Source organism: Microbacterium sp. cf046, from assembly GCF_900114345.1.
Taxonomy (GTDB): domain Bacteria; phylum Actinomycetota; class Actinomycetes; order Actinomycetales; family Microbacteriaceae; genus Microbacterium.
This window is the reverse complement of sequence record NZ_FOZJ01000002.1, coordinates 456,422-482,537: the sequence shown is the minus strand read 5'-3', so window position 1 is coordinate 482,537 and position 26,116 is coordinate 456,422. Positions and strand designations below refer to the sequence as shown.

Below are 26,116 nucleotides of genomic sequence, written 5' to 3'. Positions count from 1 at the left end.
CGATCAACGGGCGCTGGAGGAGTCCAGGTCCGGCAGCACGAGCGGCAGTTCGCGCGCGCGATCCCATGGCTCTGTCCAGCCGAGCCGATCGAAGAGCCCCTCGAGCAGCATCCCGGTGAAGCCCCACACGAGGTGCTCTCCGTCGGGCTCGCCGCGCGCGTCGACGCGGCGCACGAGGAACCCGGGTCCGCGCCATTCCTGATCGTCGCGGCGGATGACGGTCACTCCGCGGTTGGCAGGGTCGAGCAGCTCCGCGACCGGAGCGCGGAACACATCGGAGGACTCGGCCTCATCCACGACGCGCACCGGCGACGGGTGCCGCCACCACGCCAGGACCGGCACGACGACATGCTGCGTGAAGGCGAGCGGCACGGTCTCGAGGGCGCCGAGGACCTCGACGCCGGCGGGATCCAATCCCGTCTCCTCCTCGGCCTCGCGCAGCGCCGCGGCGATCGGCGAGTCGTCTCCCGGGTCCAGGCGTCCGCCCGGGAAGGCGATCTGGCTCGGATTCGACCTGAGGGTCGACGCGCGCTTCAGCAGCAGCACGTCGAGGTTTCGCGAGACCGCATCGGCCTGGGCCTCTCGGTCGCTCGGCTGTCCGTCGAGGACGCCGAACAGCATGAGCACCGCCGCCGCGCGCGAGTTCGCGGCGATCGGCAGCCCGGCGAAGGCCTCGAAGCCTGGGCCGCCGCTGCCCGACGCGACCGCACCGGCCAGCGTGGCCAGCTGCGCCCGCGCGTTCTGCGTTGTGTGATCGGCGCGCATCCGATCAGGCTACGCCGGTTGCCGGGTAGGGGACTTGCGCCCGATCGAGGTGACGTACGAGTTCTGCCAGCTCCAGAAGCCGTCGTTTCGGAAGAGCGTCATCGCGTCGGACCACACCGACTCGGCGATGAAGCCCGAGGCCTGCAGTGATTCATGCAGCTCGCGCATCGTCGCCTCGAGGTAGCGCGCCGTGAGCGAGTCGCCTCGGTAGAGGATCGTCTCGCCGTATGCCCGCACCTCGTCGAAGCCCTCCGCCACGAGCATGGCCGGGAGCTTGCGACCGACGAAGTAGTCGATCTGGTGCCGGTCCGCCCAGACGAGCCACCCCTTCCAGAACTCCTTCAGCGTGGGACTGTCGGTGGCGAGCACGGGATGGAAGTCGGGTTCCTCCAGCACGATGACGCCACCCGGACGCACCGCGTCGGCCAGGCGGGCGACCACGGCGTGCCGCTCCGGCAGGTGATGCAGAAGGGCACGCGCGACGACCAGGTCGTAGCCCGAACCGAGATCGCCGGTCGTCACATCGATCTTCCGGACGGTGACGTTGGGCAGATCGATCTTCTTCAGCAGGTCGATGTCGAGATCGCTCGTGAGCACCGACCCGGCGGGTCCGACCTGGCCGCTCAGCCAGCGCGACACGCTGCCGTTGCCCGCTCCGACCTCGAGACAGCGCCACCCCTCGGCCACCCCGGCCTGGGTCAGGCGGAAGAAGAGCTGGGGGTCGAGCATCTCCGACATCAGCGTGAGCCGCTCATCCTCGCCGGGCAGGTCGTGGGGAAGCGTGTAAGTGCCGCCGTCGGTCATGCGGCGAACCTACCTCGGCCCGCCGCCGCTGCCAACGGTCGGCGCCCCTGCGTAGCATTCAGCCGTGCGCCACATCGCCTTCCTCCGCAACGTCAATCAAGGCCAGCGCGGCAACCCGTCCACGGCCGACATCGTGGGCGCATTCGCCGATGCGGGGAGCGCCGGCGCTCGCACGTTCCAGAGCAACGGGACCGTCGTGTTCGAGTCCTCGGAACCCGATGCCGTCGTGGCGGACGCGGTGGCCGCGCTCGCTGTGCGGTCGGGAGTGGAGCGCGAAGCCTTCTGGATGCCGATCACGGAGGTCGCCGCGATCGTCGGCACGCACTCCGGTGCGCCGGATGCCGAGCGACGCGAGCTCACGCTGCATGCCGGGGGCACGATCGACCTGGATGACGCCGCCGTCCTCGCGGTCGCCGCCGGCCGCCGCTGCGAGATCGTGGATGCCGGTGCGGGCTGGATCGTCTCCGTGAACGAGCGCGACCGCGAGAGCAATGCCACGCCGGTTGCCGAGCGGCTGACGGGCGGCCCGGCGACATCGCGCGGCATGCCGACCCTGGTCCGCCTGTTGGACCGATTCGATCGCTGAGCCTGCTCCACGCGGACACCTTCCGGGCGAGTGCCGCGCCCCGCTACCGTAGCGACATGAAGACGATCATCGCTGGGACGACCATGCCGGTTCTCGAGATCACACTCGAGGCCGGGGAGCGGGTCATCGCGGAAGGCGGTGACGTGTCATGGCTCACGCCCGGGTTCGACATCGAGACGTCCACGGGCTTCGGGTCGGGCGGCAAGGGCGGGTTCATGAGCGGACTCAAGCGGATGGTAGGCGGCGGGCAGCTGTTCCTGACGCAGTACACCGCCTCGAGTTCGGGAGGCTTCGTCGCCTTCGCGGCGCAGCTGCCGGGCACGATCCGCGAACTGACGATCGACCCGAACGATCAGTTCATGGTGCAGGCGGGATCGTTCATGGCCAGCACGGCCGATGTCGAGGTGTCTGTCGGCCTGCAGACGAAGCTCGGCGCGGGCATCTTCGGCGGCGCCGGGGTCGTGTTCCAGAAGCTCGCCGGCAATGGCACCGCCTGGGTGCAGCTGGCCGGCGAGATCGTCCAGTACGACCTCGTGGAAGGACAGTCGCTGCTGATCCACCCCGGACATCTCGCGCTGTATCGAGCAGAGATGCAGCTGGAGTTCGCGACGATCAAGGGGATCAAGAACAAGTTCTTCGGCGACTCGCTCTTCCTGGCGCAGCTGCACGGCCCCGGGCATGTCTGGCTGCAGTCGATGACCCCGGCCAAGCTCGCGGCCGCGATCGAGCCCTACCTCCCGGACAAGTCGTCATCCGACAACTCCTGACCGAGTCGTGACGTACGCCCGCCATGCGCGGGGATCCACGCCCTACCGGCGAATCCTCGTCGCGCTCTTCTTCGCCGGTGTCGCGACCTTCGCGCAGCTCTACTCCCCGCAGGGCGTGCTGCCCGCGATCGCCGAGGATGTCGGCGTCTCGCCGGCGACCGCGTCGCTGACGATCTCTGTCGCCACCGCAGGCGTCGCGCTGTCCGTCCTGCCGTGGGCGTTCGTCGCAGAGCGGATCGGACGCGCCCGCGCGATGTCGATCGCGGTCGCCGCCGCGGCGCTCCTCGGCGTTCTCGTGCCGTTCGCGCCGACCTTCGAGGTGCTCCTGGTCGGGCGGTTCTTCGAGGGCGTCGCGCTCGGCGCGATCCCGACGATCGCGATGGCGTACCTGAGCGATGAGATCGTCGCCGACCACTCGCCGCGCGCCGCCGGCGTCTACGTCGCGGGCACCACGATCGGAGGCCTGCTGGGCCGCGTCGTCGCCGGGCCGATCGCCGATGCCACCAGCTGGCGGATCGGGGTGCTGCTGGTCGCGGCCGTGTGCGCGGCATCCGCCATCGCGTTCGTCGTGCTGATCCCGCGCGCGCGGCGGGATCCGCGGCTCGGGCGGGCCCCGACGTCGCTGACGGTGTTCGCGCGCCGGCTGCTCTCGGCGCTGCGACGCCCATCGCTGCTCGCTCTCTATGCGCACCCCTTCCTGCTCATGGGGGCCTTCGTCGCGCTGTACAACTACATCGGCTTCCGGCTCGAGGCTCCCCCGTTCGCCCTGTCCACGACGGTGGTGTCGCTGCTGTACTTCGCATATCTGGCGGGCACGTGGTCGGCCGCTCAGGTGGGAGGCTGGACCGCCCGGTTCGGCAGGATCTCCACGCTTCTCGCGTGCCTCGCGACCATGGCCGGCGGCATCCTGCTGACGATCTCCCCCGAGGTGCCGGTGATCATCGCGGGCATCGCACTGGCGACAGCGGGCTTCTTCGCGGCCCACGCGATCGTCGCGGCGTGGGTGCCCTCGCAGGCACCGGATGCCGCGGGAGAGGCGTCGGCGATCTACAGCCTCAGCTACTACCTCGGCTCCAGTGTGCTGGGCTGGGCGGCCGGTCTGGTGTTCGCCGCCGCCGGATGGTGGGCGACCGCCGCCACGCTCGCGGCATTCGTCGGCGGGGCGGCGGTCATCGCGGTGCTGTCGCTTCGGATGGGCACCCCGCGCACATAGGCTGGCCAGGCCCACGCAAGGATGCAGAGGAGTGCAGTGTGACCGACCCCGTCGAGACCGAACCGGTGCCCGATACCGGGGATCAGGCTGCCGCCGACGAACCGCGGCGGTGGTCCTGGGCCTTCGCCCTGCCGATCGGCATCGGCGCGGCGATCATCGGACTCGTGCCGTGGCTGCTCCGTGGCGCCCGGCTCCCGCTGCAGAACTTGTGGGAGCGGGACACGCTCCCCGGAGCGATGCCGATCGCCCTGCTGCCGTTCAGCCAGTACTTCGTGATCCTGATCTTCTCCCTCCTCGTCGTCGGGGCGGCCGTCGCGGGCATCGCCGGGCGTGCACTGCGCGTGCGCGGCTGGGGACTCGTCCTGCTCCTCGTGGGCGTGCTGCTGGTGCAGGTCACTGCAACGGTGCAGACCGCGAACGTCGTGCGAGACGGACTGCAGGACCGGCTCGAATCGTCGGTGTACCTGATCGCGCTGGTCGGGGGCACGGGGCTGTCGATCCTCGTCGGCATCCTCGTCACGGTCCTCGTCGCCCGAGCCCCCAGGGCCGGCGCACTGCTCGGCCTGACCGTCGGGGCGATCGGCATGGCATCGTGGACCGGCGCGCTGATCGATCCGACTGGCGTCGGAGCGGGTCCGCTCGCCGGAATGCTCGTGATCCTGCCGTGGATCGCGCCGGTGCTGACCGGCGTGGCGATCGCATGGGCGGGTGTGAACACCGCCGGACGGGTCCTCGCCGCCCTCGCGTCGCTCGTGCTCATCTGGGTGGCACCCGCCGTCACCACGGCGATCTTCAACGCGCTCGGCAGTCGGGTCCTCATCCGATCGGGCACAGACATGATCGACTACGGCCTGGGAGTGTTCCAAGCCGCACTGCTCACTCCGGAACTCGCCCTCCGGCCGATCATCGCGACCGTCGTGGTCGCGGCTGTCGGGCTCGTGATCCGCGCGCTGGTCACACGTGGCCGGCACCGGCAGCGGTGACGGCGGCGACCCCGCACCGGGGGGCTCACAGGCTCACGTGCTACGGTGGGCTCACCCAATCGGGTCTCGCATCGTCAGCCACTGCCTCCGTATCGAAGCAGATCATGGAGCAGCAGACACCCTGACGCCAGGATCGTCGAACGACATCCGCCCTTCCACTCCGCGCACGTGCGTCTGACATCGCCGCGCATCTTCGAAAGTCCTCTTGACGAACGTCACCATCCCCACCGCTTCATCACGACCGCCGCTCGCGTGGCGTCCCGCTGACGTCGACGTCCTCGTCGCCACCGCCGGCGACGAGTACGCCGGCTTCGTCGCGGTGACACCGCTCGGCTACGAGGCGCACAGTGCGCGCGGCGAGAATCTCGGCGTGCACGCCACTCGCGACCTCGCCCGCGCGGCGGTCGCCGCATCCGTCACTCGAACGGCACCGACTCCCGCGGGTCCCCCGCGGCTCACACGTCCGCTCCGCACACTGCGGCGCGGCACCCCTGGTCGCTCACGCGGCCCGAAAAGTAAAAGGAATGACACGATGGCCACTGGCACCGTGAAATGGTTCAACTCCGAAAAGGGCTTTGGTTTCATCGCCCCCGACGACGGTGGAGCCGACCTGTTCGCGCACTACACCGCAATCTCCGCGAGCGGATACAAGGAGCTCACCGAGAACCAGAAGGTCGAGTTCGAGGCGGAGCGTGGCCCGAAGGGCATGCAGGCCGCCAACATTCGGCCGCTCTGATCTTCTCGTCTGCCAGGGCGGTCTGACCGCCCTGAACGACCGCACGGATGCCGTGGACCCTCGGGTCCGCGGCATCTGCTGCGTTGAGCGTCTGATCGCCGATCCACTCATTTCCAGCGCCTCTGATCAGCACTTTTCCGACGGTCGCTCCCATGTAACGTTCAGGTAACGCACCGGATCTGTCCAGAAAACCCAGGAAGAGTCGGGGACTTGTGCCCGCCTCGCGGATGCACGGCGCCCTGCCCGAGGGCGCGGATCACCCATACGGAACCGGTTTTCATGCGCTCGATCACGACCCCATCCCCCGCCCGCCGCACCCTCCGCATCGCCGCTCGCCGCAGTCGCCGGCGTCCCGCATTCATCGCGGCCGGACTCGCCCTCGCAGTCGCGGCCACCGCCGGTGCCGGCATGGCCCTGCCGACCTCGGTCGCCCAGGCATCCGATGCGGCCCAGGCATCAGAGACGACTGAGAGCTTCGCGCTCGCGTCGTACTCGATCCCGCTCGAGCCGGTCGTCGCCGACGTCGCGGGCGACAAGACCTCCGCCGATGCGCGCAAGGCGCTCGTCGCCGCTAAGACCGCCATCGAGGACGCCGCGACCGTCGCCACCGACATCCAGGCTTCCGGTCTCGATGTGGGCGTGACGGTCACGAAGGTCGACACCTCGGATCTCCAGTCGGCCGTCAGGCGCCTCGCACGCGCCGAGCTGCTCCCGGCGATGCTCGTGGCCGCGTTCAGCGACGACGTGACCTCCGAGATCGCGTCGGTCAACGCCGACGTCAATGGACTGCGCGGTCGCCTGGACGCCGCGATCGCGCTCAAGGCCCAGCAGGAGGCTGCAGCCAAGGCTCAGCGCGAGGCCGAGGCCGCTGCTGCTGCAGCCGCCGCCGAGGCCGCCGCCGCCGCAGCGGCTGCGGAAGCGGAAGCCGCTGAGGCTTCGAGCAGCCCTTCCCCGGTGTTCGCCGGACCCGGCACGAGCGCCGGTGAGGCGCAGGCCATTGCCCGCGGCATGCTCGCGAGCTACGGCTGGGGCGACGACCAGTTCCCCTGCCTCGTCGCGCTGTGGGATCGCGAATCCGGCTGGAACTCCCAGGCCTACAACTCCTCGAGCGGCGCGTACGGCATTCCGCAGGCGCTCCCCGGCGACAAGATGGCCAGCGCCGGCGCCGACTGGCAGACGAACGCGGCCACGCAGATCTCGTGGGGCCTCGGATACATCGCCGGACGCTACGGCAACCCCTGCGGTGCATGGAGCCACTCCGAGGCGAACGGCTGGTACTGAGCAGCACGACGCGAGTACGCAGGATTCTGCTCGACCCGGCCGCCGGGTGCGAATGAACGGATGCCGCTGACCCTCGGGTCGCGGCATCCGCTCGTTTCCGCCCCGCCCGTGCAGCTGCCGCCACGCGCGTCGGCGCCGCCGTACGATTGAACATGGCGCACACGATGAACACCGGGACCATCGTCGCAATCGTCGGCGAGCAGTCCGAAGACGCATTGGCCAGCCTGGACGGCATCCGCGGAGTCGACGTCCTCGCGCTGCAGGGCAGCGAGCCGGCGATCGCCGCTCGCAGGATCGCCGCCGCGAGCACGCCGTGGATCGTGCATGACGCCGACCCGCTCGAGCACGTCGCCGCAGCGTGGGTCGAGCTCTTCGAGGAGCGCTCGACGCTCGGTGCGCTCGAAATCGAGGTGGAGACCGCGCTCGCGATGTTCAAGGACGGCTCGGCGCTCATGCCGGACTACTACATCGTCCTCGAACCCGAGGGCGCCCCCGGCACCTGGCGGCACTGGTGGTGCGGCGCGCTGGGCCACCACGCTCCGCAGCGCGTGCTCACCTCGCCTGCGCCGTCCACGCCGAGGGATGCCGCGATCCGTCGCCTGCTGAGCAATCTGCCGTCGTCGAGGCCGTGGCCGGACCCCGCGTCGTGGCTCCCCCACCTGCCATTCGAGATCCCCGATCGGGTGGGGCTTCGGGACTGAACCACTGGGCTCGGAGAGCGGCTGCCGGTCCGCCTCGCATGCGGCCCCGTGGGCGGATGCGCTGCACACCGCTCTGATATGCGTCAGTTCGGCCCGCGACGCCCGATGATGCCCGCGAACAGGGCGTGCAGCAGCGGCACGACCGAGAGCGCGACGAGCACCGTGCCGAAGACGATTTCGTCCGACCGCAGCACGATGCCTCCGGTGAAGAGGGCCGCGAAGAGCACCGCGGAGATGACGCGGCGACCTGTGCGCTCGAGGCTGCCGATCCGGCGTTCCAGACGCGGATTCTGCGCCGACAGCCGCCCCTCCTCGATCCGCGTGGTCAGCTCGTCGAGCCTCTGCGGCAGGCGTGCGAACGTCCCCGCGGCCGACACGGCCTGCTTCGCGAAGCCCTGCACCACGTTGCCGCTCTCCTCGCGGATGAGCCGATTGGCATAGGGCTCGACCGCATCCCAGATGTTGAACTTGGGGTCGAGCGAGCTGCACATCCCCGAGGTCAGCGACATCGCCCTGATGATCAGGAGGAAGTTCTCCGGGAATTGGAACGGCAGAGATCTCACGACGTCGCCGAACTCGATCGCGAACTGGCGGAACTCCCGAGGATCGACCTCCTGCAGTTCCGCGAAGCCCATCCCGCCGAAGCGTGCGAAGAGCTTCGTCATCGCCCGTTCGAGTTCGGCCGTGTCGGCGGACGGCAGCAGCACGCCCACTTCACGGATGCCGTCGACCATCCCCTTGCCGTCGCGGGATGCGGCCGCGATGAGCACTCGGCGCAGTCCCCGTCTCAGACCTTCGGGGACCTCGCCCATCATGCCGAAGTCGATGAAGGTGAATCTCCATGGGCGCGCGCCATCGCCGGATCCGGCGACCGGGTCGGGCGTGGGCGTGACGAAGATGTTGCCCGGGTGCGGGTCGGCGTGGAAGTAGCCGTCCTTGAAGAGCTGGTCGAACATGACCGACGCGAACTCGATCGCGACGTCGGCCGGATCGATGCCGGCGGCCCGCAGCCCGTCGACGTCGTTGATCTTGATCGCCGTCACGTCCTCCAGCGTCAGCACACGTCGTGTCGTCCGCTCCCAGACGATCTCGGGGACGTCGACCCGCGGATCGTCTGCGAAGTCGTGTGCGAACCGCTCCGCACCGGCCGCCTCGTGGAGGTAGTCGATCTCCTCGAGACTCGTGTGCGCGAACTCCTCGACGAGCGAATGCGTGTCGACCCGATCGGCGACGATCCGGATGTGGCTCAGCCAGCCCGCCACTCTGCGCAGCGCGCGCAGATCCACCTCCACGACCTGGTCGATGCCCGGCCGCTGGACCTTGATGACGACCTCGCGCAGGCCGGTGTCCTCGGCATCGGCATCCGACAGCAGCGCGCGATGGGCCTGCCCGAGGGATGCCGCCGCCAACGGAATCGGATCGACGAAGGAGAAGGCGCGTTCGAGCGGAATGCCGAGCTCAGCCTCGGCGAGCACGCGGATCGCGGGGAACGGTACCGCCGGAACCTCGTCCTGCAGGCCCTCGAGCTCCTTCGTGATCTCCGGCGGAAGCACGTCGAGCCGGGAGGACATGAACTGTCCGACCTTGATCATGAGCCCGCCGAGGTCCACCGCGAGCGCGTGGAAGCGCTGTGCGATCCGCTGCAGGCGGGCCGACCTGTTGCGAGCGGCGAGGCCCGCAAGGCCGATGCGGGGCAGGAAGAGCTCGAACCACCACGTCTGCACCAGATAGCGCGCCGCGAACCGCGTGATCCTGCGGTAGCGGGCGCGCATGTTGCCGGCGTCGGTCATCGAATCTCCTTGACGCCGACGTGCGGCGAGCACGCGGTCAGGACTGAGCGAGGATGCTGAAGAGCTTACGGCGCGCGTCATCGAGGACGGCGACCGCTTCCTTCACCTGCTCAGGGCTTCCCGAGCGCCCGACCTGCGCGACGGCCTGGGCGAGGTCGATCCCCGCCTTGGGCAGCGCACCGGATCGGGACGTGTCGCGGGCGCCCGAGGACTCCCACGGTGCCGACTTCTCGCCTGCGGCGTCAGCGACCTGCTGGCCTTCGTCGGTGAGGGAGTACGTCTTGCGACCGTTCGACTCCTCAGCCTTGATCAGGCCCTCGTCGGCGAGCAGTTGCAGCGTCGGGTACACGGATCCGGGGCTCGGCTTCCAGGAGCCGCCGCTGCGCTCCTCGATCTGCTGGATGATCTGGTAGCCGTGCATCGGCTTCTCCGCCAGGAGCGCGAGCACCGCCGCACGGACGTCGCCGCGGCCCATCCGGGTTCCGCCGACCTTCTGCTCGAACTGCCCGCGCAGCTGCTCCATCGCCTCCCACAGACCGGTCATCGGCCAGCCCTGGGAAGGACCCCGACCGCCGCCGCCGGCGCCGCCGCCGAACCAATCGCCCATGTTCGAACCGCTCATGATGACCTCCTCTGCGCCGTCGCCCGGTCTGAGCTCAGCGATACCCAACGATATATCGCTCGATAGGAGTTCGGGTTGACGTGGGGCAAACTTTCAGGCGGCCCATCCCCCGCGGTGGAAGGTCCGGACCCGAGAGATCCAGGTGAGGAAGCCGAGCTCTTGGGCCGAAGCCCGATACATCGCAGACGAATACCCGGGCGAGCGGTCGAGTTCGGCCGTACCCTCGATGCATGGCCACAGGACCGGAGGCGGGCTGGTACGACGACGGCAGCGGCAAGCAGCGCTGGTGGGACGGCACACGGTGGAGCGAGCACTACGTCGACCTCGGCGAGCGCGAGATCGCGCTGCATGCCGGAGCGACGCCGGCCGGTGCTCCGGCATCGGCCGGGTGGTACGACGACGGGCGCGGTCGCCGGCGCTGGTGGGATGGCGCGAGATGGACGGCGGCTTCCCGGTTCAGTGGGTCTGAGGAGTCATTCGCCGGCATCGTCGTCGATGGTCGGTGGATCCACTTCGGTGCCGAGAGTCAGCCGGTCGCAGGCGCATCGGCTTCGTACGAGAGCGGCGCTGAGCTTGTCCGACGCGGGCGCCTCAGCGGTCCCGCCAACGCACGTGTCCTGCACGGGCCGTCCGGGCTGATCACCCCTCGCCTCCTGCCGCGGTCCGTGCACAGCGCAGGCAGCTACCTGCTCGTGGAGGTCGCCGGTCAGGTCTGGCTGGCTGCCGGGCCGCCCGGATATGACGCGGCGGGCCGTCAGTTCGCGACGTGGATCAACACGGTCTCGCAGCACTATCTGTACCGCTGATCCGGCGGGTTCAGCCTTCGACGGGCTGGCGCAGAATCGTCCGCAGCCTGGCCGGGTCGGTTCGGCGGAGGTCGCTGAGGTAGATCTCGTGGTGCCGGCCCGTCATCCGCAAGCCGTGGGCCGGGATGAACCCGCGGTGCAGCGCCTCGAGCACGGGCCCCTCTTCGTCGAACGGGCCGAGGTGGAGCGTCTGGACGCACCGGCCTTCCGACAATGCGGTCAGACGCAGATCGTCGACCGCCGGGCCGCGCGTGGACTCGATCGCTCGATCGAACTGGTCCTGCGTGATCCAGTCCGGCGTGAGGATCATCGCGGTCCACTGCCAGTGCGACTTGTCTCGCCGGCTCGTGAAGCTCTCCATGTCATCGGACCACCAGAGCGCCTCGAGCGGCATCACGACATAGTCGCGATCGAGTTCCCGCTTGCTCATGAACTTGAGCCGGTACGCGACCGGGAACAGCGTGGCGATCGCGTCCGCGTACGGCTGCGCGTTCGGGTCGCCCTCGCCGTCGATCATCAGGTAGCGAAGTGGCGGCACGTCGATGATCTCGAATGCGCCGCTGCGCGCGCGATACGAAGGGATCTCCTTCTTGAGGTCGACCTTCACCATTCCGCCTCCCACCGCACACCCTAAACTCGCGCCGTGCGGATCGTCGTCTCGGGCACGCACGGGAGCGGCAAGAGCACGCTGATCGGCGACTTCGCCGTGCGCCACCGCGAGTTCGCGGTGCTTGCAGACCCGTTCGAGCTGATGGATGCCGCAGCGGAGGAACCCGACGCCGGCATGTTCTTCGCGCAGCTGCGGTCCTCCGCGGCGCGTCTGCTCGAGCTGTCGGACGAGGAGGCCGTGATCGCCGAGCGCGGTCCGCTCGACTTCCTCGCCTACCTGGACGCGCTGGACGCGCTGCGCCGGCCCACCCGCGCACCGGGTCTGGTGCGCCGCGGCGCGTCGCTCACGGCTGAGGCGATGGCCCGGGTCGACCTGGTCGTTCTGCTGCCGCTCACCCCGTCTGCGGGAATCGAGCTCTCCGCCGATGAGGACCTCGAGCTGCGCGATGCGATGAACGACGCGCTGCTCGAGCTGGCCGACGATCCCGATCTGGTCGGAAATGCCGCCGTGGTCGAGATCACGGGCGACGCGGAGCACCGTCTGGAACAGCTGGAAGCGACGATCGCGAGGTTGACGCCGCGCTGACCCCTCTCGGTCGCTGGAATGGAATGCTGGATCGCATGCAGACCGAACCCCGGCCCGAAGGCGCTCCCGTGGACTTCTGGGAGGAGCGCTACGCGGGCACGACGCGCATCTGGTCGGGTTCGCCGAACAGCACGCTGGTCGACGTGGTGTCCTCGCTCGAGCCCGGTCGGGCGCTGGATCTCGGCTGCGGAGAGGGCGCCGACGCGATCTGGCTGGCGCAGCAGGGCTGGAAGGCGACGGGGGTCGACATCTCCGCGACCGCGGTCGCGAGGGCGCGGGCTGCGGCATCCGATCTGGGTCTGGACGAGTCACGCGCGCGCTTCGTCGCTGCAGATCTGTCGACCTGGCAGAGCGAGGACGCATACGACCTGGTGACCGCGTCGTTCCTGCAGTCTCCGGTCGCGCTGTCACGACCGGAGATCCTCCGGTCGGTCGCCGATCGGATCGCGCAAGGCGGCCACCTGCTCGTCATCTCCCACGCAGCAGCCCCGCCGTGGTCGCGCCATCACCACGAGGGCGGTCATGGTGGCGGAGGGTTTCCGACCCCGGCCGAGGAGCTCGCCGGACTTGATTTCGATGACACCGAATGGGCGACAGTGATCGCCGAGGTCCGCTCGCGCGAGGCGGTCGGGCCGGACGGGCACGAGGCCGCCCTCGACGACTCGGTCGTCCTGCTGCGTCGAATGCGCTGAGGCTCCGTCCGGAGTCAGCGGGAGCGGACTCTGGTGACCAGCGCCGCGACGGCCCGCCAACCCACGAGCAGGACCAGCAGCGTGAGGGTCGCGACGATGATGAATGCCGGCGCGATCCCCTGGCCGGACGCCGCGCGCAGCAGCATCCCGACGATGACGGTCGCGGCCCACACCCCGAGACCCGTGCGCACCGGCGCCGTCGGAGCCCGCCAAGCGAACGTGACGATCCACCCCACGGCGAGTCCGGCGAGGAACGGCCAGGCGGTGATCCAGAGCCCGGCGAAGATGTCGGAGTCGTGGCTTGCGCGGCCGATCGCGGCGAACGCCAGAACCAAGGCGATGTCCGCCACCAGAGCGGATGCGATCACGAGCTGCGACCTGCTCGCCGAGCGGGTCGATGCGCTCACGCCGGCACCGTCCGTGGTTCCAGGCCCGGGCTGAGCGCTTCGCGCTCATCGAAGACGAAGCACTCGCCGTTCCAATGGTCGGATCCGACCTGTTCGAAGTAGCCGAGGATGCCGCCGTCGAGCTGGAACGCGTCGATCCCCTCGTCGCGCAGATACAGCGCGGCCTTCTCGCACCGGATGCCGCCGGTGCAGTAACTGACGACGGTCTTGCCGACCAGATCGGAGCGGTGCGCGATCGCTGCATCCGGGAATTGCGTGAACCGCTCGATCCGCCAGTCCAGTGCGCCGGCGAAGGAGCCGTACTCGACTTCGAACGCGTTCCGGGTGTCGAGCATCACGACTTCACGACCTGCATCGTCGCGGCCCCGGTCGAGCCAGCGCCGAAGGGTCGCGGGAGCGACCGACGGCGCTCGTCCCGCTTCGGGCCGGATGGTCGGGCGATCCATGCGGATGATCTCGCGCTTGACCTTCACGAGCAGCCGCTGGAACGGCTGCGAGCTGGACCAGCTCTCCTTCGTCGCGAGCTCGCTGAAGCGCGGGTCTTCCCGCAGCGCATCCACGAACCCCCGAAGGTCATCGGAGCCGCCCGCGAGGAAGAGGTTGATTCCCTCCTCGGCCAACAGGATCGTGCCCTTCAGCCCGGCCGCAATGGCGTGCTGTCGAAGCGACGGGCGCAACGAGTGCGGGTCGGCGATCCGGGTGAACAGGTACGCGGAGATGTTGAGCACGGAGGGCACCGCACCAGCGTACGTGTCACTGTCGCAAGAGGCCCGTCGGCGCCCCACGGCGAGGCCATTGACCGGGCCCCCGCGCGGGGCTAACGTGAGCGCCACGTCGCGGATTCAGCGCAGAATCAGCGTCTCGCCGGCAGCTTCACCCGAATGCTGGCCGGGGTCCCCACCCGAATGGAGGCGTCATGCCGTCTCGCCATCCGCGTGCCGCGCTCGCGGTGATCGCTCTCACCTTGCTCGCGATCGTCGCCGGCGCCGCCGTCAGCGCTCCCGCGATCGCCGCGCCGCCGCCGGGGAAGGGCAAGCCCACCCCGACCGCGACACCGACTCCCACGCCCACGCCGACTCCCACGCCCACGCCGACTCCCACGCCCACGCCGACTCCCACGCCCACGCCGACTCCCACGCCCACGCCGACTCCCACGCCCACGCCGACACCGACTCCGACGCCCGGCGGCTACCCGGACGTCATGGCCGCGGCCGGGGACTCGATCACGCTGGCCTACAACTCGGCGAGCTACGGGTCGTTCCCGCAGTACAGCTGGTCGACGGGAACCGCCTCGACGCTCAACTCGCTGCTGCAGCGGCTCCAGGTCGCCTCGGGCACGACGATCACGGGGGTGAACGTGGCACAGGTCGGGGCGAATTCGAGCAGCTTGGCGACGCAGGTGGCGTCTGCGATCTCGGCGCAGGCCGACTACCTCACGGTCGAGATCGGCGCGAACGACGCCTGCACGCCGACGGTCGCGGCGATGACCCCCGTCGCCGACTACCAGGCCCGCATCAAAGCGGCGCTCACCCAGTTCCACAACGCCAAGGCCGACAACAGGATCTTCGTGGCCAGCATCCCCAGCCTGTACCGCATGTGGTCGATCTCGAAGAGCAAGTTCGGCGCACGCCTGATCTGGGCGTCGGCGGGCGTGTGCCAGTCGATGCTCGCCAACCCCACGAGCACCACGGCGACCGATGAGAATCGCCGGCTCGCGGTTCAGGCTCGGGTCGACGCGTACAACGTCGCGCTCAAGACCGAATGCGCCCTGCTGCCCCGCTGCACCTTCGATGGGAATGCCGTGGCGAACTACGTGTTCACCTCGACGCACATCTCCACGTCCGATTACTTCCATCCGAGCATCGAAGGGCAGCGGGTGCTCGCCACGATCACCTGGGCGTACAACCGGTATCCGACCAGCGGATGAGCTCGTCCGGCGCCGAATGAGCCGGGCGATCCGCGTACACTCCCAGGCGTGACTCCAGACGCTGTCGCCGTCTACCTCGACGGCGTGCCCGAACCCACGCGCACCGCGCTCTCCGAACTGTGCCGCATCATCGCCGGCAGCGACCGGCGGGTCCGAGGCGAGATCAAGTGGAACGCGCCCAGTTTCACGATCGACGACCATTTCGCGACCACCGGGCTGGTCAAGGACGGCGACATCCGGCTCGTCCTGCACACCGGGGCGCGGCGGCGAGGCGAGAAGCGGACGCTCGTCATCGACGACCCTGACGGGCTGCTCGAATGGAAGGATGCCGACCGCGCGGTCGCTGTTTTCCGAAGCGCCGAGGATGTCAGGGCACACGAGGAAGCACTGCGGGCGATCCTGTCGGAGTGGATCGCTCAGACGCAGCGGCTGACCTCATGACCGGGATCGAGCCCGGACGCTACCGGCACTTCAAGGGCCGGGAGTACGAGGTGATCGGGACGGCTCGACACAGCGAGACCGACGACGAGTACGTCGTCTACCGTGCGCTGTACGGCGAGGGCGGCCTCTGGGTGCGACCGCGAGCGATGTGGGATGAGCCGGTTGAGCGCGAGGGGTATTCAGGACCGAGATTCGTCCGCGCCGGAGGGGCGCCGGAGCGCTGAGGACTCAAACGCGACTCGCGCACGGCACGCACAGCGTCGCTGCCGGCAGCAGCCGCAGTCGCTCGAGCGGGATCGCGTCGCCGCACGAGGCGCACGTGCCGTACGTGCCCGCCGCGAGCCTGCTCAGCGCTGCATCCAGCTCGCCGAGCGTACGCACCGCGTCCGTTCGCTGCCCTTCCGCGCGCGACCACTCGGTCGAGAGGGTCGCGCCCTCCGGGTCGTGCTCGTCGTCGTCGTTCGCTCCGCTGCGCGCATCGCGGATCGCGTCCAGCTGGGCCGCCACCGAAGCGAGTCGCAGCTCCAGGTGCGCTCGGTGATCGGCGATCAGTTCGACGAACTCCGCCGTCACGCGATCGCCTCGGCGATCGGCACCTCGCCGGAGTTGAAGCGGATCGTGCGGGCTGCCGTCGCGTCTTCTGCGAGCGTCGCGGCGACGACGGCTGCGACATCGGCGCGGCTCACCGAATCGGACTCCGTCGCGGCGACATCGACCCTGCCCGTCGGCTCCTCGAGAGTCAGCGAGCTCGGAGCCAGCACGGTCCACGACAGATCCGATGCCCGCAGGTGCTCATCCGCGGCCGCCTTCGCCTCGGCATAGGCGAAGAACGGGTTGTCGGCGGGAACGCCGTGATCTGGGCGTGCGCCGAAGTACGAGACCATCACGAATCGCTTCACGCCGACTGCGGATGCGGCATCCATGGACCGGATCGCGGCGTCGCGATCGACCGCATACGTGCGCGCCGGGTCGCCGCCGCCCGCGCCCGCGGACCACACCACCGCGTCGTGCCCGGACACGATCGACCCCAGTTCTTCGACCGACAGCGCCGTGACGTCCGCGACCAGCGGCGACGCACCCGTCGCGGCGACCGCGGCCTCGTGCGCCGGGTTCCGGATCACGCTGGTGACGTCGTCTCCGCGCGCGACGAGCAACGGGGCCAGCAGGAGTGCCACCTTGCCGTGGCCGCCGATGATGAGGATGCGGGACATGCGGGCCTCCGGGTCGATTCGCACCCCACGCTACGCTCGCGCGGCGCTGACATGGTCATCCGGTCATCGCGGCGCGGATGACCCCGAGGTCGTGCTCGGAGATCTCGAACACGCCGAATCGGAATCGGTAGCCCCACCGGCTCTTGTCCTCCACGAAGTCCAGGTCATCGAGGAGTCCGCGGATCGGCGCCTCCCGCGCATCGAGGAAATCCACGCTGCGCCGCCAGGGGTGGACGTCATCGGAGGTCTCCTCCTGGTACGGCTCGTCGTCGGTCACCTCGCCGATCGCGGTGAACGCCTGCAGGGGGGCGCCGTCCGGGAACTCGGTGCGCGGCGAGTAGAACACGATCCAGTCCCCGCGTGCCATGCGCTTGAGCATGTGCGGCTTGCCGTGATTGGCCTGCGTGAAGCCGCCGGCGACTCCTCGCTCGACATGGCTGCGACTGACGGTGTTGATCCATGCGGTCATTCCGCGAACAGTACGCGCCGGCTCCGACAGCGCCACTGCTGCTCCGGCTAGGCATCGCCTATGAGCTCACTGTGACGAGTCGATTCTTAGTGCCGCCTCAGAATTGCGCCTCCACGATGGGGCCATGACCACACTCGCCCCGCGCACCAGGCAGATCGAGGCGGCGATCGCCCCGCCCACCCGCCTCGTCGTGCGCCGCAACCCGCACGCGGCGCTCTGGCACGCCGCTGCGACGACGATCATTTGGCTCACCAGCCTCTTCGTCGTGGCGCTCTGGGTCGCCGGTGGCGGTATCGGTGCGACACTCGGCTTCACCGCCGAGACGCTGACGACACTCGGACGCCTGACGGGTCTCGTCTCCGCGAACCTGCTCCTGTACCAGGTGCTGCTCATGGCCCGGATCCCGGTCTTCGAGCGGGGATTCGGCCGTGATGCCATGACACGGATGCACCGCTTCGTCGGCTTCTGGTCGTTCTGGCTGCTCGGTGCGCACATCGTTCTGCTGGTCGCCGGGTACTCGGCATCCGCGGGCATCAATCCGATCGTCCAGCTCTGGGACTTCGTCTGGGACTACCCCGGGATGCTGCTCGCGACGGTCGCCACACTCCTGATCGTGCTCGTGGTCGTGACCTCGATCCGCAGGGCGCGCAGAAAGCTGCGATACGAGTCATGGCATCTTCTGCATCTGTATGCGTACCTCGGCGTCGGACCGGCCCTCCCTCACCAGCTGTGGACGGGTGCGGACTTCCTGTCCTCTCCGCTCGCGACGACCTACTGGTGGACCCTGTGGGCGGTCGCAGCGGCATCCGTCATCGTCTTCCGCCTGGGCGTGCCCCTGCTGCGCTCCGTGCGCCATGGAATCCGGGTCTCGCGCGTCGAGCGCGACGGCGACACCGGTGTGACCGTCCGCATGTCGGGTCGCAGCCTGCACCGGCTCGGCGCACATGCCGGGCAGTTCTTCGTGTGGCGATTCGTCGACGGTGCCGGGTGGACGCGCGGCCACCCGTTCTCGCTCTCGGAAGCCCCGACCGCTCACGGACTCTCGATCTCGGCCCGCGTCGTGGGCGACGGGACACAGCGCCTCACGCGACTGCGGCCGGGGACGCGGGTGCTGATCGAAGGCCCGTACGGGCACATGGTCGGAGCCGCGCGACAAGGCACCAAACTGCTCATGATCGGCGCCGGCGCCGGAGTCGCTCCCCTGGTCTCGCTGCTCGAGGAGCAGCCCTACACATCCGGCGACGCCACGCTCATCACCCGTGACCACTCCGACGGCGACGCGATGCGCCAGGACGCGATCCGCGACCTGGTCGCGAAGCGCGGTGTTCGTCACGCCCCACTGTCCGGCCCCCGCTCTCCCGGCCCGTCGCCCTGGCTCTCCGCGAGCCACGGCGCATGGCGGGGGCCGGACCTCATCCGCTACGTCGCGCCCGACCTCGACGCCTACGACGTCTACCTCTGCGGTCCGGTCCCCTGGATGAAGTCCGTCACCGCGGATCTGCGCACCGCCGGCGTCGCCGCCGGCCGTATCCACTCCGAAGCATTCACCGTCTGAGCCGCCCAGTTCGTCCCGGAGGAGCCACTGTGAAGAAGATCGTCTACGCCGTGCTGGCCACAGTCAGCGGGCTCGTCCTGCTGTTCAGCTACCGCACCTCGCTCGAGGTCGTCGAGCCGATCGCGGCGTCCGAGCCCGCCGCCGGCGAAACAGCCACGACGACTCCGACCACAGGCGACGCAGGCTCGTCGTCGGGCTCCGACTCCTCGACCGGGACGACCTCTGGAACGGCCGGCGGATCGTCCGACGCGACGTCATCGGGCGCCGAGACCTCGACCTCGGGCCTCACCGACGGCACGTTCACCGGTGCCGCCGCCGACACCCGCTACGGCCCCGTGCAGGTGCAGATCACCGTGTCGGGCGGCCGGATCGCCGACGTGCAGGTCATCGACTATCCAGACAGCGATCACCGCGACCAGGAGATCAACCAGCGCGCGATCCCCATCCTGGTCTCCGAGACGACGCAGGCCCAGAGTTCCCAGATCGACATGGTCTCGGGTGCGACCTATACGAGCGACGGCTACATCGCTTCGCTCCAGAGCGCGATCGACCAGGCGAACGCGTGATGGCCGGCGTGGTGGAGGCTCCTCGCCCTCCGAAGCGCGTGGTGCGCGTCGAGGAGATCATGGGGATGCCGATCAGCATCCACGTGCTGAACGGAGCGGGCGAACTCGACCCGGAGTCGGAGCGCGCCGTCGCAGCCTGCTTCGCCGAGCTGCGCGAGATCGATCAGGTCTTCTCGACCTACCTCGGCGACTCCGACATCAGTCGCATCGCCCGCGGCGAGCTCGACCTCGGCGACGCCGACCCCCGCGTCGCCGAGGTGGAGGCCGCGTGCCGTGCCGCCGAGATCGAGACCCGCGGGTTGTTCTCCGCGTGGTGGGCGGGGTGGTTCGACCCCACCGGGTTCGTGAAAGGATGGTCGGTCGAGAACGCCGCACACCGGCACCTCGGGCCGCTGGTGGCACCGGCGAACGGGATCATGGCGGTCGGCATCAACGCCGGCGGCGACATGCAGCTCTTCAGCGCACCGGACTCGGACTGGCAGTGGAACGTCGGCATCGCCGATCCGCGCCGACCGGGTGAGGTGATCGCCACCGTGCAAGTCGTCGACGGCGCGGTCGCAACGTCCGGCTCCGCAGAGCGCGGCTCGCACATCATCGACCCACGCACCGGTGCACCCGCGCGCGGCGTGCAGAGCGCGTCCGTCGTCCACGACAGCCTCGCGCAGGCCGACCTGTGGGCGACGACGGCGGTCGTCGCCGGCTTCGAGAACCGCTCGTGGATCGCGCAGACGGGCACTCGCACCGGAATCGTGATCGCGGAAGACGGTCGCGTCACCAGATGGCTCGACGGCACGCCGATCGACGTGGTCCGCACGCCGTCGTCGGTCGGGTGATCTCAGCGCGAGATCGGCAGGCGAAGCAGGAACGTCGTCCCGGCGTCTGAAGTGCGCTCCACTGCCACGCTCCCGCCCGCTCTGACCGCGACATCCCGCACGAGCGACAGTCCCAGTCCGAAACCACGACGCCGACCGCTCTCGGATGACCGGGCGAACCTCTCGAAGACCGCGTCGGGCTCGATTCCGCGGATGCCGGAACCCTGGTCGGTGACGCGGATCGCCGCATGCGCGACCTCACGGGTCACGCTGACGGTGACCGCTCCGCCCCGCGGCGAGTGCTGGAGCGCGTTGTCGACGAGCGCGATCACAAGACGCACGAGGGTGACCTCCGGCAGCGATACGAGCGCATCCGTGCGGATCTCGACCCCGAGGGACACGCCGGCGTCGTCCGCGAGCGGGCGCAGTGATTCGACCGCGGTGCCGACCGCCGACGCGACGCGCGCGTGCTCTCCCGCCGTTGCGGCCCCGCCCTCGGCCGCGAGCAGCAGGTCGTTCAGCACATCGGTCATCATGGCCGCATCCTGCCGCAGCGCGACGATCGTGTCATCGATCGACTCGCGCCGGTCGTGCCTGCGCTGGAGCACCTGGATGCGGCTCGTCAGGGCCGTCAGCGGTGTGCGCAGCTCGTGCGAGGCGTCCGCGACGAAATTGCGCTGCAGCCGCAATGCGTCGCCGAGCGGCCGAACCGATCTCCGCGCCGCGAACCATGCGACCAGCCCCAGCAGCACAACGCCGATGAGCCCCAGCACGATCACGAGCGGGAGCACCCGGTCGGCGTCGATCACGAAGTCATCGCCCGTGCCGTGGCCGCCGGGAAATCCGCCACCGTGCTCGGCCGACTCGGGTCGCCGGTTGAGCAGGATCACGGTGATCAGGATGCCGACCCCGCTCGCGATGACGATCGCGGATGCGATGCCGACGTAGAGTCCGATCGACACCGCTGCGCGCTGCACCCGGCGCCGGTCGTCCGCGTCGCTCACGACGGGTGCCCCGCGCGATAGCCGCGCGTGCGGACCGTCTCGATGATGTCGCGCGTCGACTTGCGTCGCACATAGTGCACGTAGGTGTCCACGGAGCCGGTCGTCTCGCCTTCCCGGAAGACCGCCGTGAGGATCTCCTCGCGGGTGAAGACGTGCTCAGGACTGCCGCTCAGCAGTTCGAGCAGCGCGCTTTCGGTCGTGGTCAGGGCGATGCGGTAGCCGCTCGGGTCGTAGATCGCCTGCGACTCGGGGGTGAAGGACCAGTCGCCCAGCTCGCGGCGGCCCGCGTCCGCGGCGAACCCGCGACGCAGCGATCGGAGGCGAGCGAGCAGCTCTTCGTAGTCGAACGGTTTGACGAGGTAGTCGTTCGCCCCTCCGTCCAGTCCCGAGACGCGGTCATCGACCGCGCCCAGTGCGGTGAGCATGAGGATCGGTGTGGTGATCCGTGCGGTCCGGACCGCCCGGATGAACTCGACGCCGTCCATCCCGGGCAGACGTCGGTCGACGAGCATCGCGTCGTATCGAGTGTGCAGGGCCAGCCGCAGCCCCTCCTCGCCGGTCACGACATGGTCGATGTCGTACGTCTCGGACAGCACCTCGACCGTCATGGCGGCGATGTTCGCGTCGTCTTCGACGTACAGCAGCGTGCCGCGGCGCGCATGGCTGCTCTCGGGCACTCGCACCTCCCCCGCTGTCGTCTGCGACAGAGCCTACGACCGGACTCGATGCGCGCGCTGTGTGCCTGCTTTCACCGTGTTTTCTCGGCCGGTCCCTCTCGAACGCTGGTTGACTTGATCCATGGCGGACGTCGCGATGTTCCCGCTCGGGTCGGTGCTCTTCCCGCACACGCCGCTGGCGCTGCGCATCTTCGAGGAGCGCTACCTCGTCATGCTCGGCCGGCTCCTCGATGACGACGACCCCCAGTTCGGCGTGGTGCTGATCGAACGCGGCAGCGAGGCCGGCGGCGGCGACCAGCGCTTCCGGATCGGCACCATGGCGCGCATCACGAACGTCATGGCCGGGGAGAGCGACATCCACCTCATCGCCGTCGGCGGCACCCGCGTCGAGGTCAGCGAGTGGCGCGACGACGAGCCCTATCCGACTGCGACCGTGCGCGAACTGCCCACACTCGTGTGGGACGACGCGCTCACGCCGTTGCGGACGGAGGCGGAGCGCATCGTCCGACGCGTCCTGTCGCGGGCCGCCGAGTACTCCGAAGTGAAGTGGGATCCCAACATCGAACTCTCCGACGACCCGCTCGAATCGAGCTGGCAGCTCGCGGCGATCGCGCCGCTCGGTCAGCTCGACCAGTTCCGGCTGCTTCGCTCGACTACGGTTGGCGGGCTGCTGCGGGAACTCATCGACCTCACGCTGGCGGCCGAGCCCGGTCTGACGGCGACGTCGGACGACGCTGCCTTCGACGACGCGCTGATGAGCCTGCTGGACGACGATGCCCGAGGCGGTTCAGCCGAGGATCAGACCGACGACAGCGGCGAAGCGGATGCGGAGACCGGCGACGACCCGCCGCCCAACGGCTGACGCGAGCACGTCACCAGCCTCGCGTTCCGGGCTCGCCCTTGAACGGTCCGACGATGTCGGAGGTGACCCAGCCGCCGTAGAACCCGCCCGGCTGGGGTGAAACCTCTTCGCCGTCGAGGGTGCACCGCCCCATCTTGCCGGCGTAGACCGCCACCCGATCTGCCAGCAGCTCGTATCCGTGCGAGGGCGTCGGGTAGTTCCAGCCGCCCGATGGCACGGTGACCTGACCCCCCACGATGTCGAAATAGCGTGCGTAGCCCTTGAACTCGCAGAAGGACGATCCGCGTGCGGGCACGAGAGCGCCGTCGGCGAATGCCGAGATGGGAACGTAGTAGACAGGCGGATGGCTGGTCTCGAGCACCCGGACGACGTCCGTGGTGTCGACGATGCGCTCTCCGCCGAGGTCGATCGTCACGCGACGGTCGACCTGTTCGATGCGGGGCGGACGGGGGTAGTCCCAAACCGATTCCTGACCGGCTGCGACGGGATGGGGGGCGGGATGCGGCATCCCTCAACGCTACGCACGATTTCGGGGGCGGGGGCCGCCCAGACGAACGCGCAGCCGTCCGCGGGCGTTCAATCGACCTCGCCGTCGACGTACGACCAACGGGCGCCCCTGCGGACGAACCGACTCCGTTCGTGCAAGGCACCGCCGGTCGCGGACGCACCGCGTCCCTGCTCCCACGACGCCGTGAAGACCACGACGCCGGAGGTGTCCTCGGTGCCGCCGGCCCCGACCTGTTCGATCGCGAGCCCGGTCCAACGGACGTCGTCGTGGAGGTCGATCGTGTCGGGGCGCGTTGCCGGGTGCCAGGTGCGCAGCAGATGCTGTGCGTCACCGAGGAAGAACGCCGTGTACCGCGAGCGCATCAGCCGTTCGGCGGTCGGTGCCGGATCACCGTCGAGCACCGGACCGCAGCATTCGCCGAACGGAAGGCCGCTGTCGCACGGACAGACAGCGGACGCATCGAGACGTCGAGGCACGCGGCGGTGCGAGGCTGCGCTGCCGAACGACATGGAGCCTCCTCGCCGGGCCGGATGACCGACCGTCAGCCTATGCCGCGGTGGGCACCGAGGTCATGCCGCGACTGCCGCGCGATCCTCGACGATCGCGCGCACCGCGGCACGCCCGGCGCGGTTCGCGCCGATGGTCGACTGCGACGGGCCGTACCCGATCAGGAAGAGTCGCGGCTCATCGATCGCACGCGTGTCGGCGACACGGATGCCGCCCTCCGGCGTCCGCAGTCGAAAGGGCGCGAGGTGCTCGAGCGCCGGCCGGAACCCGGTCGCCCACAGGATGACGTCGGCGGCGATGAACGAGCCGTCCGCCATGCGCACGCCGTCCGGCTCTATCGAGGCGAACATCGGATGCCGGACGAGCACACCCCGGGCCTGCGCGGCCCGCGCCCACGGGGTCCAATGCATGCCCGTGACCGAGATCACACTGCCCGGTGGCAGTCCGCGCCTCACGCGGTCCTCCACCCCGGCGATCGCCGCCACGCGCGCCGGGATGTCGAAGGCCTCCTCGGCCCAGTCCGGCTCCCGGCGTGTCATCCAGAACGTCTCGGCGACGTGCGAGATCTCCTCGAGCAGCTGCACCGCCGACACCCCCGCCCCGACGATCAGGACCCGATTGCCGGCGAACTCATCGGCCGACACGTAGTCGGCGACGTGCAGCTGGCGACCGCGGAAGGACTGCTGCCCCGGATAGTGCGGCCAGAAGGGCCGGGTCCACGTGCCCGTCGCATTGATCACGTATCGCGCCGCCCAGATGCCGGCATCCGTCTCGACGAGAAGTCGTCCGTTCGCAGAAGCGTCCGCGCGCCGCACCGCGGTGACGCGAACCGGACGTCGCACATGCAGCGCGAACTGCTCCTCGTATGCCTGGAAGTACGGGGGTAGGACGTCGCGGCTCGAGTGCTGCGGGTCGACCGGGGGCACAGGAGCGCCGGGCAGCTCATGGATGCCGTTCACGGTCGCCATCCGCAGCGAAGGCCACCGATGCTGCCACGCTCCTCCGGGCTGGTCGTTCGCATCCAGCACCACGAAGGTCTCGGCACCCGACTGAGCCTCGTCGACGGGCGCGAATCCGCGACGCCGAAGGTGGTAGCCGGCGCTCAGCCCCGCTTGTCCCGCACCGATCACTACGACGTCGACCGCTGCGTACTCCACGAGCTGGTCCAACACCGTGTCACGCAGCGGGATTCCCGACGGCACCTCGTGCGGCATGCGATCCCGCGGTAGATTTCCCCCAGGTCGGCGGGCAACCCGAAGGACGCGCAGGGCCATGCATTCACACCACAGCACGCGAACCGCGGCCTGCACCACGACCGTGGTGCTCGCGGTCGCGCTGACCGCATGCAGCGGCGCGACTCCTGCCGCTGTCTCATCGCCCACACAGCAGTCCGCCGCACCTGCGGACATCGCGGCGCTCATCGACATCGGCGACGGTCGGAGCCTGTACATGGAATGCCGAGGAACCGGCTCACCGACCGTGCTGCTGATCTCGGGCACCCGCGGCGCTGCCGATGAGTGGGACACGCTGCTCCCCGACGCGGCCGCTGATACGGTCTCGACATTCGACGCGGTATCCGACACCACTCGCGTGTGCGCGTACGACCGCCCCGGCACGACGCTGGATTCGGGTGAGCCCACCGCCTCCACTGTCGTTCCGCAGCCGACGACAGCACTGCAGGGCGCTGAGGATCTGCATGCGCTCATGGAGGCGACCGGTCAGCCAGGCCCGTATGTCGTCGTGGGACTGTCGTGGGGCGGGATGATCGCACAGCAGTTCGCGCGCACGTATGCCGACGAGGTCGAGGGCATCGTGCTGCTGGACTCGGCATCCGAGTTTCTGAAGACCGCGTTCACACCGGAGCAGTGGTCGGCCTGGATGAGCGTGGTCGACGCGAGCGGCGATGCCGCGGGTTCGGAGGTCCCGGCCTACGAGCCGAGCATCGCGGAGCTCCAGGCCACGCCCGCCCTGCCCGCGATGCCGGCGATCGTGATGTCGTCCGACCACCCGTGGGACCTCCAGGTCACTCCAGGTGACTCGACCTGGCCGGGATGGGTCGTCGCTCAGGCCGAGCTGGCGCTCTCGCTGAATGCGACGCACATCACCGACACCGACAGCGGGCATGGCCTGCCGGTCGAGCAGCCCGCGCTGGTGACGCAGGCCGTCCTCGACGTGGTCGACGCTGTGCGGGCGGCACAGTGAGCGGGCGCCGCCCGTGCCGCGGCCGGT

At 69.5% G+C, this 26,116-nt stretch carries 33 protein-coding genes; 18 read left to right on the top strand and 15 right to left on the bottom strand.

Going from position 1 to position 26,116, the window contains the following annotated elements; translation table 11 throughout:
• Positions 1-3: 3 nt before the first annotated feature.
• Positions 4-765: an NUDIX hydrolase gene (locus tag BM349_RS08525; protein WP_091706145.1), complete on the bottom strand. Its 762-nt coding sequence runs from the start codon at positions 763-765 to the stop codon at positions 4-6.
• Between the two features lie 9 nt (positions 766-774).
• Positions 775-1,569 carry a class I SAM-dependent methyltransferase gene (locus tag BM349_RS08520; protein WP_091706142.1) on the bottom strand — a complete coding sequence of 265 codons (795 nt, stop codon included), beginning with the start codon at positions 1,567-1,569 and terminating at the stop codon, positions 775-777.
• Positions 1,570-1,633: 64 nt separating this feature from the next.
• Here BM349_RS08520 and BM349_RS08515 point away from each other — a divergent pair, with 64 nt between their 5' ends.
• The 7 genes from BM349_RS08515 to BM349_RS08485 all read left to right on the top strand — a co-directional run bounded on the left by BM349_RS08515 (position 1,634) and on the right by BM349_RS08485 (position 7,836).
• Entirely contained in the window at positions 1,634-2,155 is a 522-nt protein-coding gene (locus BM349_RS08515) for a DUF1697 domain-containing protein (RefSeq protein WP_091706139.1), read from the top strand.
• 56 nt (positions 2,156-2,211) lie between these two features.
• Entirely contained in the window at positions 2,212-2,922 is a 711-nt protein-coding gene (locus tag BM349_RS08510; RefSeq protein ID WP_091706136.1) for a TIGR00266 family protein, read from the top strand.
• 7 nt (positions 2,923-2,929) lie between these two features.
• On the top strand, positions 2,930-4,135 hold the full coding sequence (locus tag BM349_RS08505) for an MFS transporter (protein ID WP_091706134.1): 1,206 nt from the start codon (positions 2,930-2,932) through the stop codon (positions 4,133-4,135).
• Positions 4,136-4,173: 38 nt separating this feature from the next.
• Positions 4,174-5,118 carry a hypothetical protein gene (locus BM349_RS08500; protein ID WP_091706132.1) on the top strand — a complete coding sequence of 315 codons (945 nt, stop codon included), beginning with the start codon at positions 4,174-4,176 and terminating at the stop codon, positions 5,116-5,118.
• A 532-nt stretch (positions 5,119-5,650) separates the two neighbouring features.
• A complete protein-coding gene (locus BM349_RS08495) occupies positions 5,651-5,854 on the top strand; it encodes a cold-shock protein (protein WP_091707211.1) in 204 nt (67 codons plus the stop codon).
• Between the two features lie 279 nt (positions 5,855-6,133).
• Positions 6,134-7,135 (top strand): aggregation-promoting factor C-terminal-like domain-containing protein, encoded by a 1,002-nt coding sequence (locus BM349_RS18740; RefSeq protein WP_091706130.1) that lies wholly within the window; start codon positions 6,134-6,136, stop codon positions 7,133-7,135.
• A 152-nt stretch (positions 7,136-7,287) separates the two neighbouring features.
• The gene (locus BM349_RS08485) at positions 7,288-7,836 is read left to right on the top strand and encodes a hypothetical protein (protein WP_091706127.1); all 549 of its coding nucleotides are present in this window, start codon (positions 7,288-7,290) and stop codon (positions 7,834-7,836) included.
• An 83-nt stretch (positions 7,837-7,919) separates the two neighbouring features.
• Here BM349_RS08485 and BM349_RS08480 read toward each other — a convergent pair whose 3' ends face one another.
• Together BM349_RS08480 and BM349_RS08475 are read right to left on the bottom strand one after the other, a co-directional pair.
• Positions 7,920-9,626, bottom strand: a complete 1,707-nt coding sequence (locus BM349_RS08480; RefSeq protein WP_091706124.1) for an ABC1 kinase family protein — start codon at positions 9,624-9,626, stop codon at positions 7,920-7,922.
• 37 nt (positions 9,627-9,663) lie between these two features.
• On the bottom strand, positions 9,664-10,248 hold the full coding sequence (locus tag BM349_RS08475; RefSeq protein ID WP_091706122.1) for a PadR family transcriptional regulator: 585 nt from the start codon (positions 10,246-10,248) through the stop codon (positions 9,664-9,666).
• 230 nt (positions 10,249-10,478) lie between these two features.
• Between BM349_RS08475 and BM349_RS18940 the strand changes: the two genes are divergently transcribed.
• Positions 10,479-11,054 (top strand): DUF2510 domain-containing protein, encoded by a 576-nt coding sequence (locus tag BM349_RS18940; protein ID WP_091706119.1) that lies wholly within the window; start codon positions 10,479-10,481, stop codon positions 11,052-11,054.
• 10 nt (positions 11,055-11,064) lie between these two features.
• Here the strand turns inward: BM349_RS18940 and BM349_RS08465 are convergent, their stop codons facing one another.
• Positions 11,065-11,664 carry a GyrI-like domain-containing protein gene (locus BM349_RS08465; RefSeq protein WP_091706117.1) on the bottom strand — a complete coding sequence of 200 codons (600 nt, stop codon included), beginning with the start codon at positions 11,662-11,664 and terminating at the stop codon, positions 11,065-11,067.
• Positions 11,665-11,697: 33 nt separating this feature from the next.
• Here BM349_RS08465 and BM349_RS08460 point away from each other — a divergent pair, with 33 nt between their 5' ends.
• Positions 11,698-12,249, top strand: coding sequence for an AAA family ATPase (locus tag BM349_RS08460; protein ID WP_091706115.1), 552 nt, complete (start codon positions 11,698-11,700; stop codon positions 12,247-12,249).
• Positions 12,250-12,284: 35 nt separating this feature from the next.
• Positions 12,285-12,941, top strand: a complete 657-nt coding sequence (locus BM349_RS08455; protein WP_091707210.1) for a class I SAM-dependent methyltransferase — start codon at positions 12,285-12,287, stop codon at positions 12,939-12,941.
• 14 nt (positions 12,942-12,955) lie between these two features.
• Here the strand turns inward: BM349_RS08455 and BM349_RS08450 are convergent, their stop codons facing one another.
• Entirely contained in the window at positions 12,956-13,348 is a 393-nt protein-coding gene (locus BM349_RS08450; RefSeq protein ID WP_091706113.1) for a DUF3054 domain-containing protein, read from the bottom strand.
• Positions 13,345-14,085, bottom strand: a complete 741-nt coding sequence (locus BM349_RS08445; protein WP_091706111.1) for a sulfurtransferase — start codon at positions 14,083-14,085, stop codon at positions 13,345-13,347. The genes BM349_RS08450 and BM349_RS08445 overlap by 4 nt, the downstream gene beginning before the upstream one ends.
• A 179-nt stretch (positions 14,086-14,264) precedes the next feature.
• Between BM349_RS08445 and BM349_RS08440 the strand changes: the two genes are divergently transcribed.
• Genes BM349_RS08440 through BM349_RS08430 form a run of 3 tightly spaced genes read left to right on the top strand, consistent with a single transcriptional unit; the run spans position 14,265 to position 15,940 of the window.
• Positions 14,265-15,275, top strand: a complete 1,011-nt coding sequence (locus tag BM349_RS08440; protein WP_091706109.1) for an SGNH/GDSL hydrolase family protein — start codon at positions 14,265-14,267, stop codon at positions 15,273-15,275.
• 48 nt (positions 15,276-15,323) lie between these two features.
• A complete protein-coding gene (locus BM349_RS08435) occupies positions 15,324-15,716 on the top strand; it encodes a DUF1801 domain-containing protein (protein WP_091706107.1) in 393 nt (130 codons plus the stop codon).
• Positions 15,713-15,940, top strand: a complete 228-nt coding sequence (locus tag BM349_RS08430; protein WP_091706104.1) for a DUF1653 domain-containing protein — start codon at positions 15,713-15,715, stop codon at positions 15,938-15,940. The genes BM349_RS08435 and BM349_RS08430 overlap by 4 nt, the downstream gene beginning before the upstream one ends.
• A gap of 4 nt (positions 15,941-15,944) precedes the next feature.
• Here BM349_RS08430 and BM349_RS08425 read toward each other — a convergent pair whose 3' ends face one another.
• From BM349_RS08425 to BM349_RS08415, 3 genes are read right to left on the bottom strand one after another with little or no spacing between them, the layout of a single operon-like run.
• Positions 15,945-16,289: a TraR/DksA family transcriptional regulator gene (locus BM349_RS08425; protein ID WP_254773793.1), complete on the bottom strand. Its 345-nt coding sequence runs from the start codon at positions 16,287-16,289 to the stop codon at positions 15,945-15,947.
• A complete protein-coding gene (locus tag BM349_RS08420; RefSeq protein WP_091707208.1) occupies positions 16,286-16,927 on the bottom strand; it encodes an NAD(P)H-binding protein in 642 nt (213 codons plus the stop codon). Before BM349_RS08420 ends, BM349_RS08425 begins: the two co-directional genes overlap by 4 nt.
• A 55-nt stretch (positions 16,928-16,982) precedes the next feature.
• On the bottom strand, positions 16,983-17,396 hold the full coding sequence (locus BM349_RS08415) for an EVE domain-containing protein (RefSeq protein WP_091706102.1): 414 nt from the start codon (positions 17,394-17,396) through the stop codon (positions 16,983-16,985).
• Positions 17,397-17,520: 124 nt separating this feature from the next.
• Here BM349_RS08415 and BM349_RS08410 point away from each other — a divergent pair, with 124 nt between their 5' ends.
• From BM349_RS08410 to BM349_RS08400, 3 genes are read left to right on the top strand one after another with little or no spacing between them, the layout of a single operon-like run.
• Complete coding sequence (locus BM349_RS08410; RefSeq protein WP_091706100.1) at positions 17,521-18,951, top strand: ferredoxin reductase family protein; 1,431 nt, start codon at positions 17,521-17,523, stop codon at positions 18,949-18,951.
• A gap of 29 nt (positions 18,952-18,980) precedes the next feature.
• Positions 18,981-19,517 (top strand): FMN-binding protein, encoded by a 537-nt coding sequence (locus BM349_RS08405; RefSeq protein WP_091706098.1) that lies wholly within the window; start codon positions 18,981-18,983, stop codon positions 19,515-19,517.
• On the top strand, positions 19,517-20,350 hold the full coding sequence (locus tag BM349_RS08400) for an FAD:protein FMN transferase (RefSeq protein WP_091706095.1): 834 nt from the start codon (positions 19,517-19,519) through the stop codon (positions 20,348-20,350). Before BM349_RS08405 ends, BM349_RS08400 begins: the two co-directional genes overlap by 1 nt.
• A 2-nt stretch (positions 20,351-20,352) precedes the next feature.
• Here the strand turns inward: BM349_RS08400 and BM349_RS08395 are convergent, their stop codons facing one another.
• Both BM349_RS08395 and BM349_RS08390 read right to left on the bottom strand, forming a co-directional pair.
• A complete protein-coding gene (locus BM349_RS08395) occupies positions 20,353-21,333 on the bottom strand; it encodes a sensor histidine kinase (RefSeq protein ID WP_091706091.1) in 981 nt (326 codons plus the stop codon).
• On the bottom strand, positions 21,330-22,010 hold the full coding sequence (locus BM349_RS08390; protein WP_302848251.1) for a response regulator transcription factor: 681 nt from the start codon (positions 22,008-22,010) through the stop codon (positions 21,330-21,332). Before BM349_RS08390 ends, BM349_RS08395 begins: the two co-directional genes overlap by 4 nt.
• 121 nt (positions 22,011-22,131) lie before the next feature.
• Between BM349_RS08390 and BM349_RS08385 the strand changes: the two genes are divergently transcribed.
• Complete coding sequence (locus BM349_RS08385) at positions 22,132-22,872, top strand: LON peptidase substrate-binding domain-containing protein (protein ID WP_091706088.1); 741 nt, start codon at positions 22,132-22,134, stop codon at positions 22,870-22,872.
• A gap of 10 nt (positions 22,873-22,882) precedes the next feature.
• On the opposite strand, the gene BM349_RS08380 is transcribed toward BM349_RS08385, so the two are convergent.
• The 3 genes from BM349_RS08380 to BM349_RS08370 form a co-directional block, all read right to left on the bottom strand.
• A complete protein-coding gene (locus BM349_RS08380) occupies positions 22,883-23,380 on the bottom strand; it encodes a DUF427 domain-containing protein (RefSeq protein ID WP_091706085.1) in 498 nt (165 codons plus the stop codon).
• Between the two features lie 68 nt (positions 23,381-23,448).
• Positions 23,449-23,889, bottom strand: a complete 441-nt coding sequence (locus BM349_RS08375) for a YchJ family protein (protein ID WP_091706082.1) — start codon at positions 23,887-23,889, stop codon at positions 23,449-23,451.
• Between the two features lie 60 nt (positions 23,890-23,949).
• Complete coding sequence (locus BM349_RS08370) at positions 23,950-25,101, bottom strand: NAD(P)-binding domain-containing protein (RefSeq protein ID WP_091706080.1); 1,152 nt, start codon at positions 25,099-25,101, stop codon at positions 23,950-23,952.
• A gap of 58 nt (positions 25,102-25,159) precedes the next feature.
• Between BM349_RS08370 and BM349_RS08365 the strand changes: the two genes are divergently transcribed.
• Complete coding sequence (locus BM349_RS08365; RefSeq protein WP_175525251.1) at positions 25,160-26,089, top strand: alpha/beta fold hydrolase; 930 nt, start codon at positions 25,160-25,162, stop codon at positions 26,087-26,089.
• The last annotated feature ends 27 nt before the right edge of the window (positions 26,090-26,116 follow it).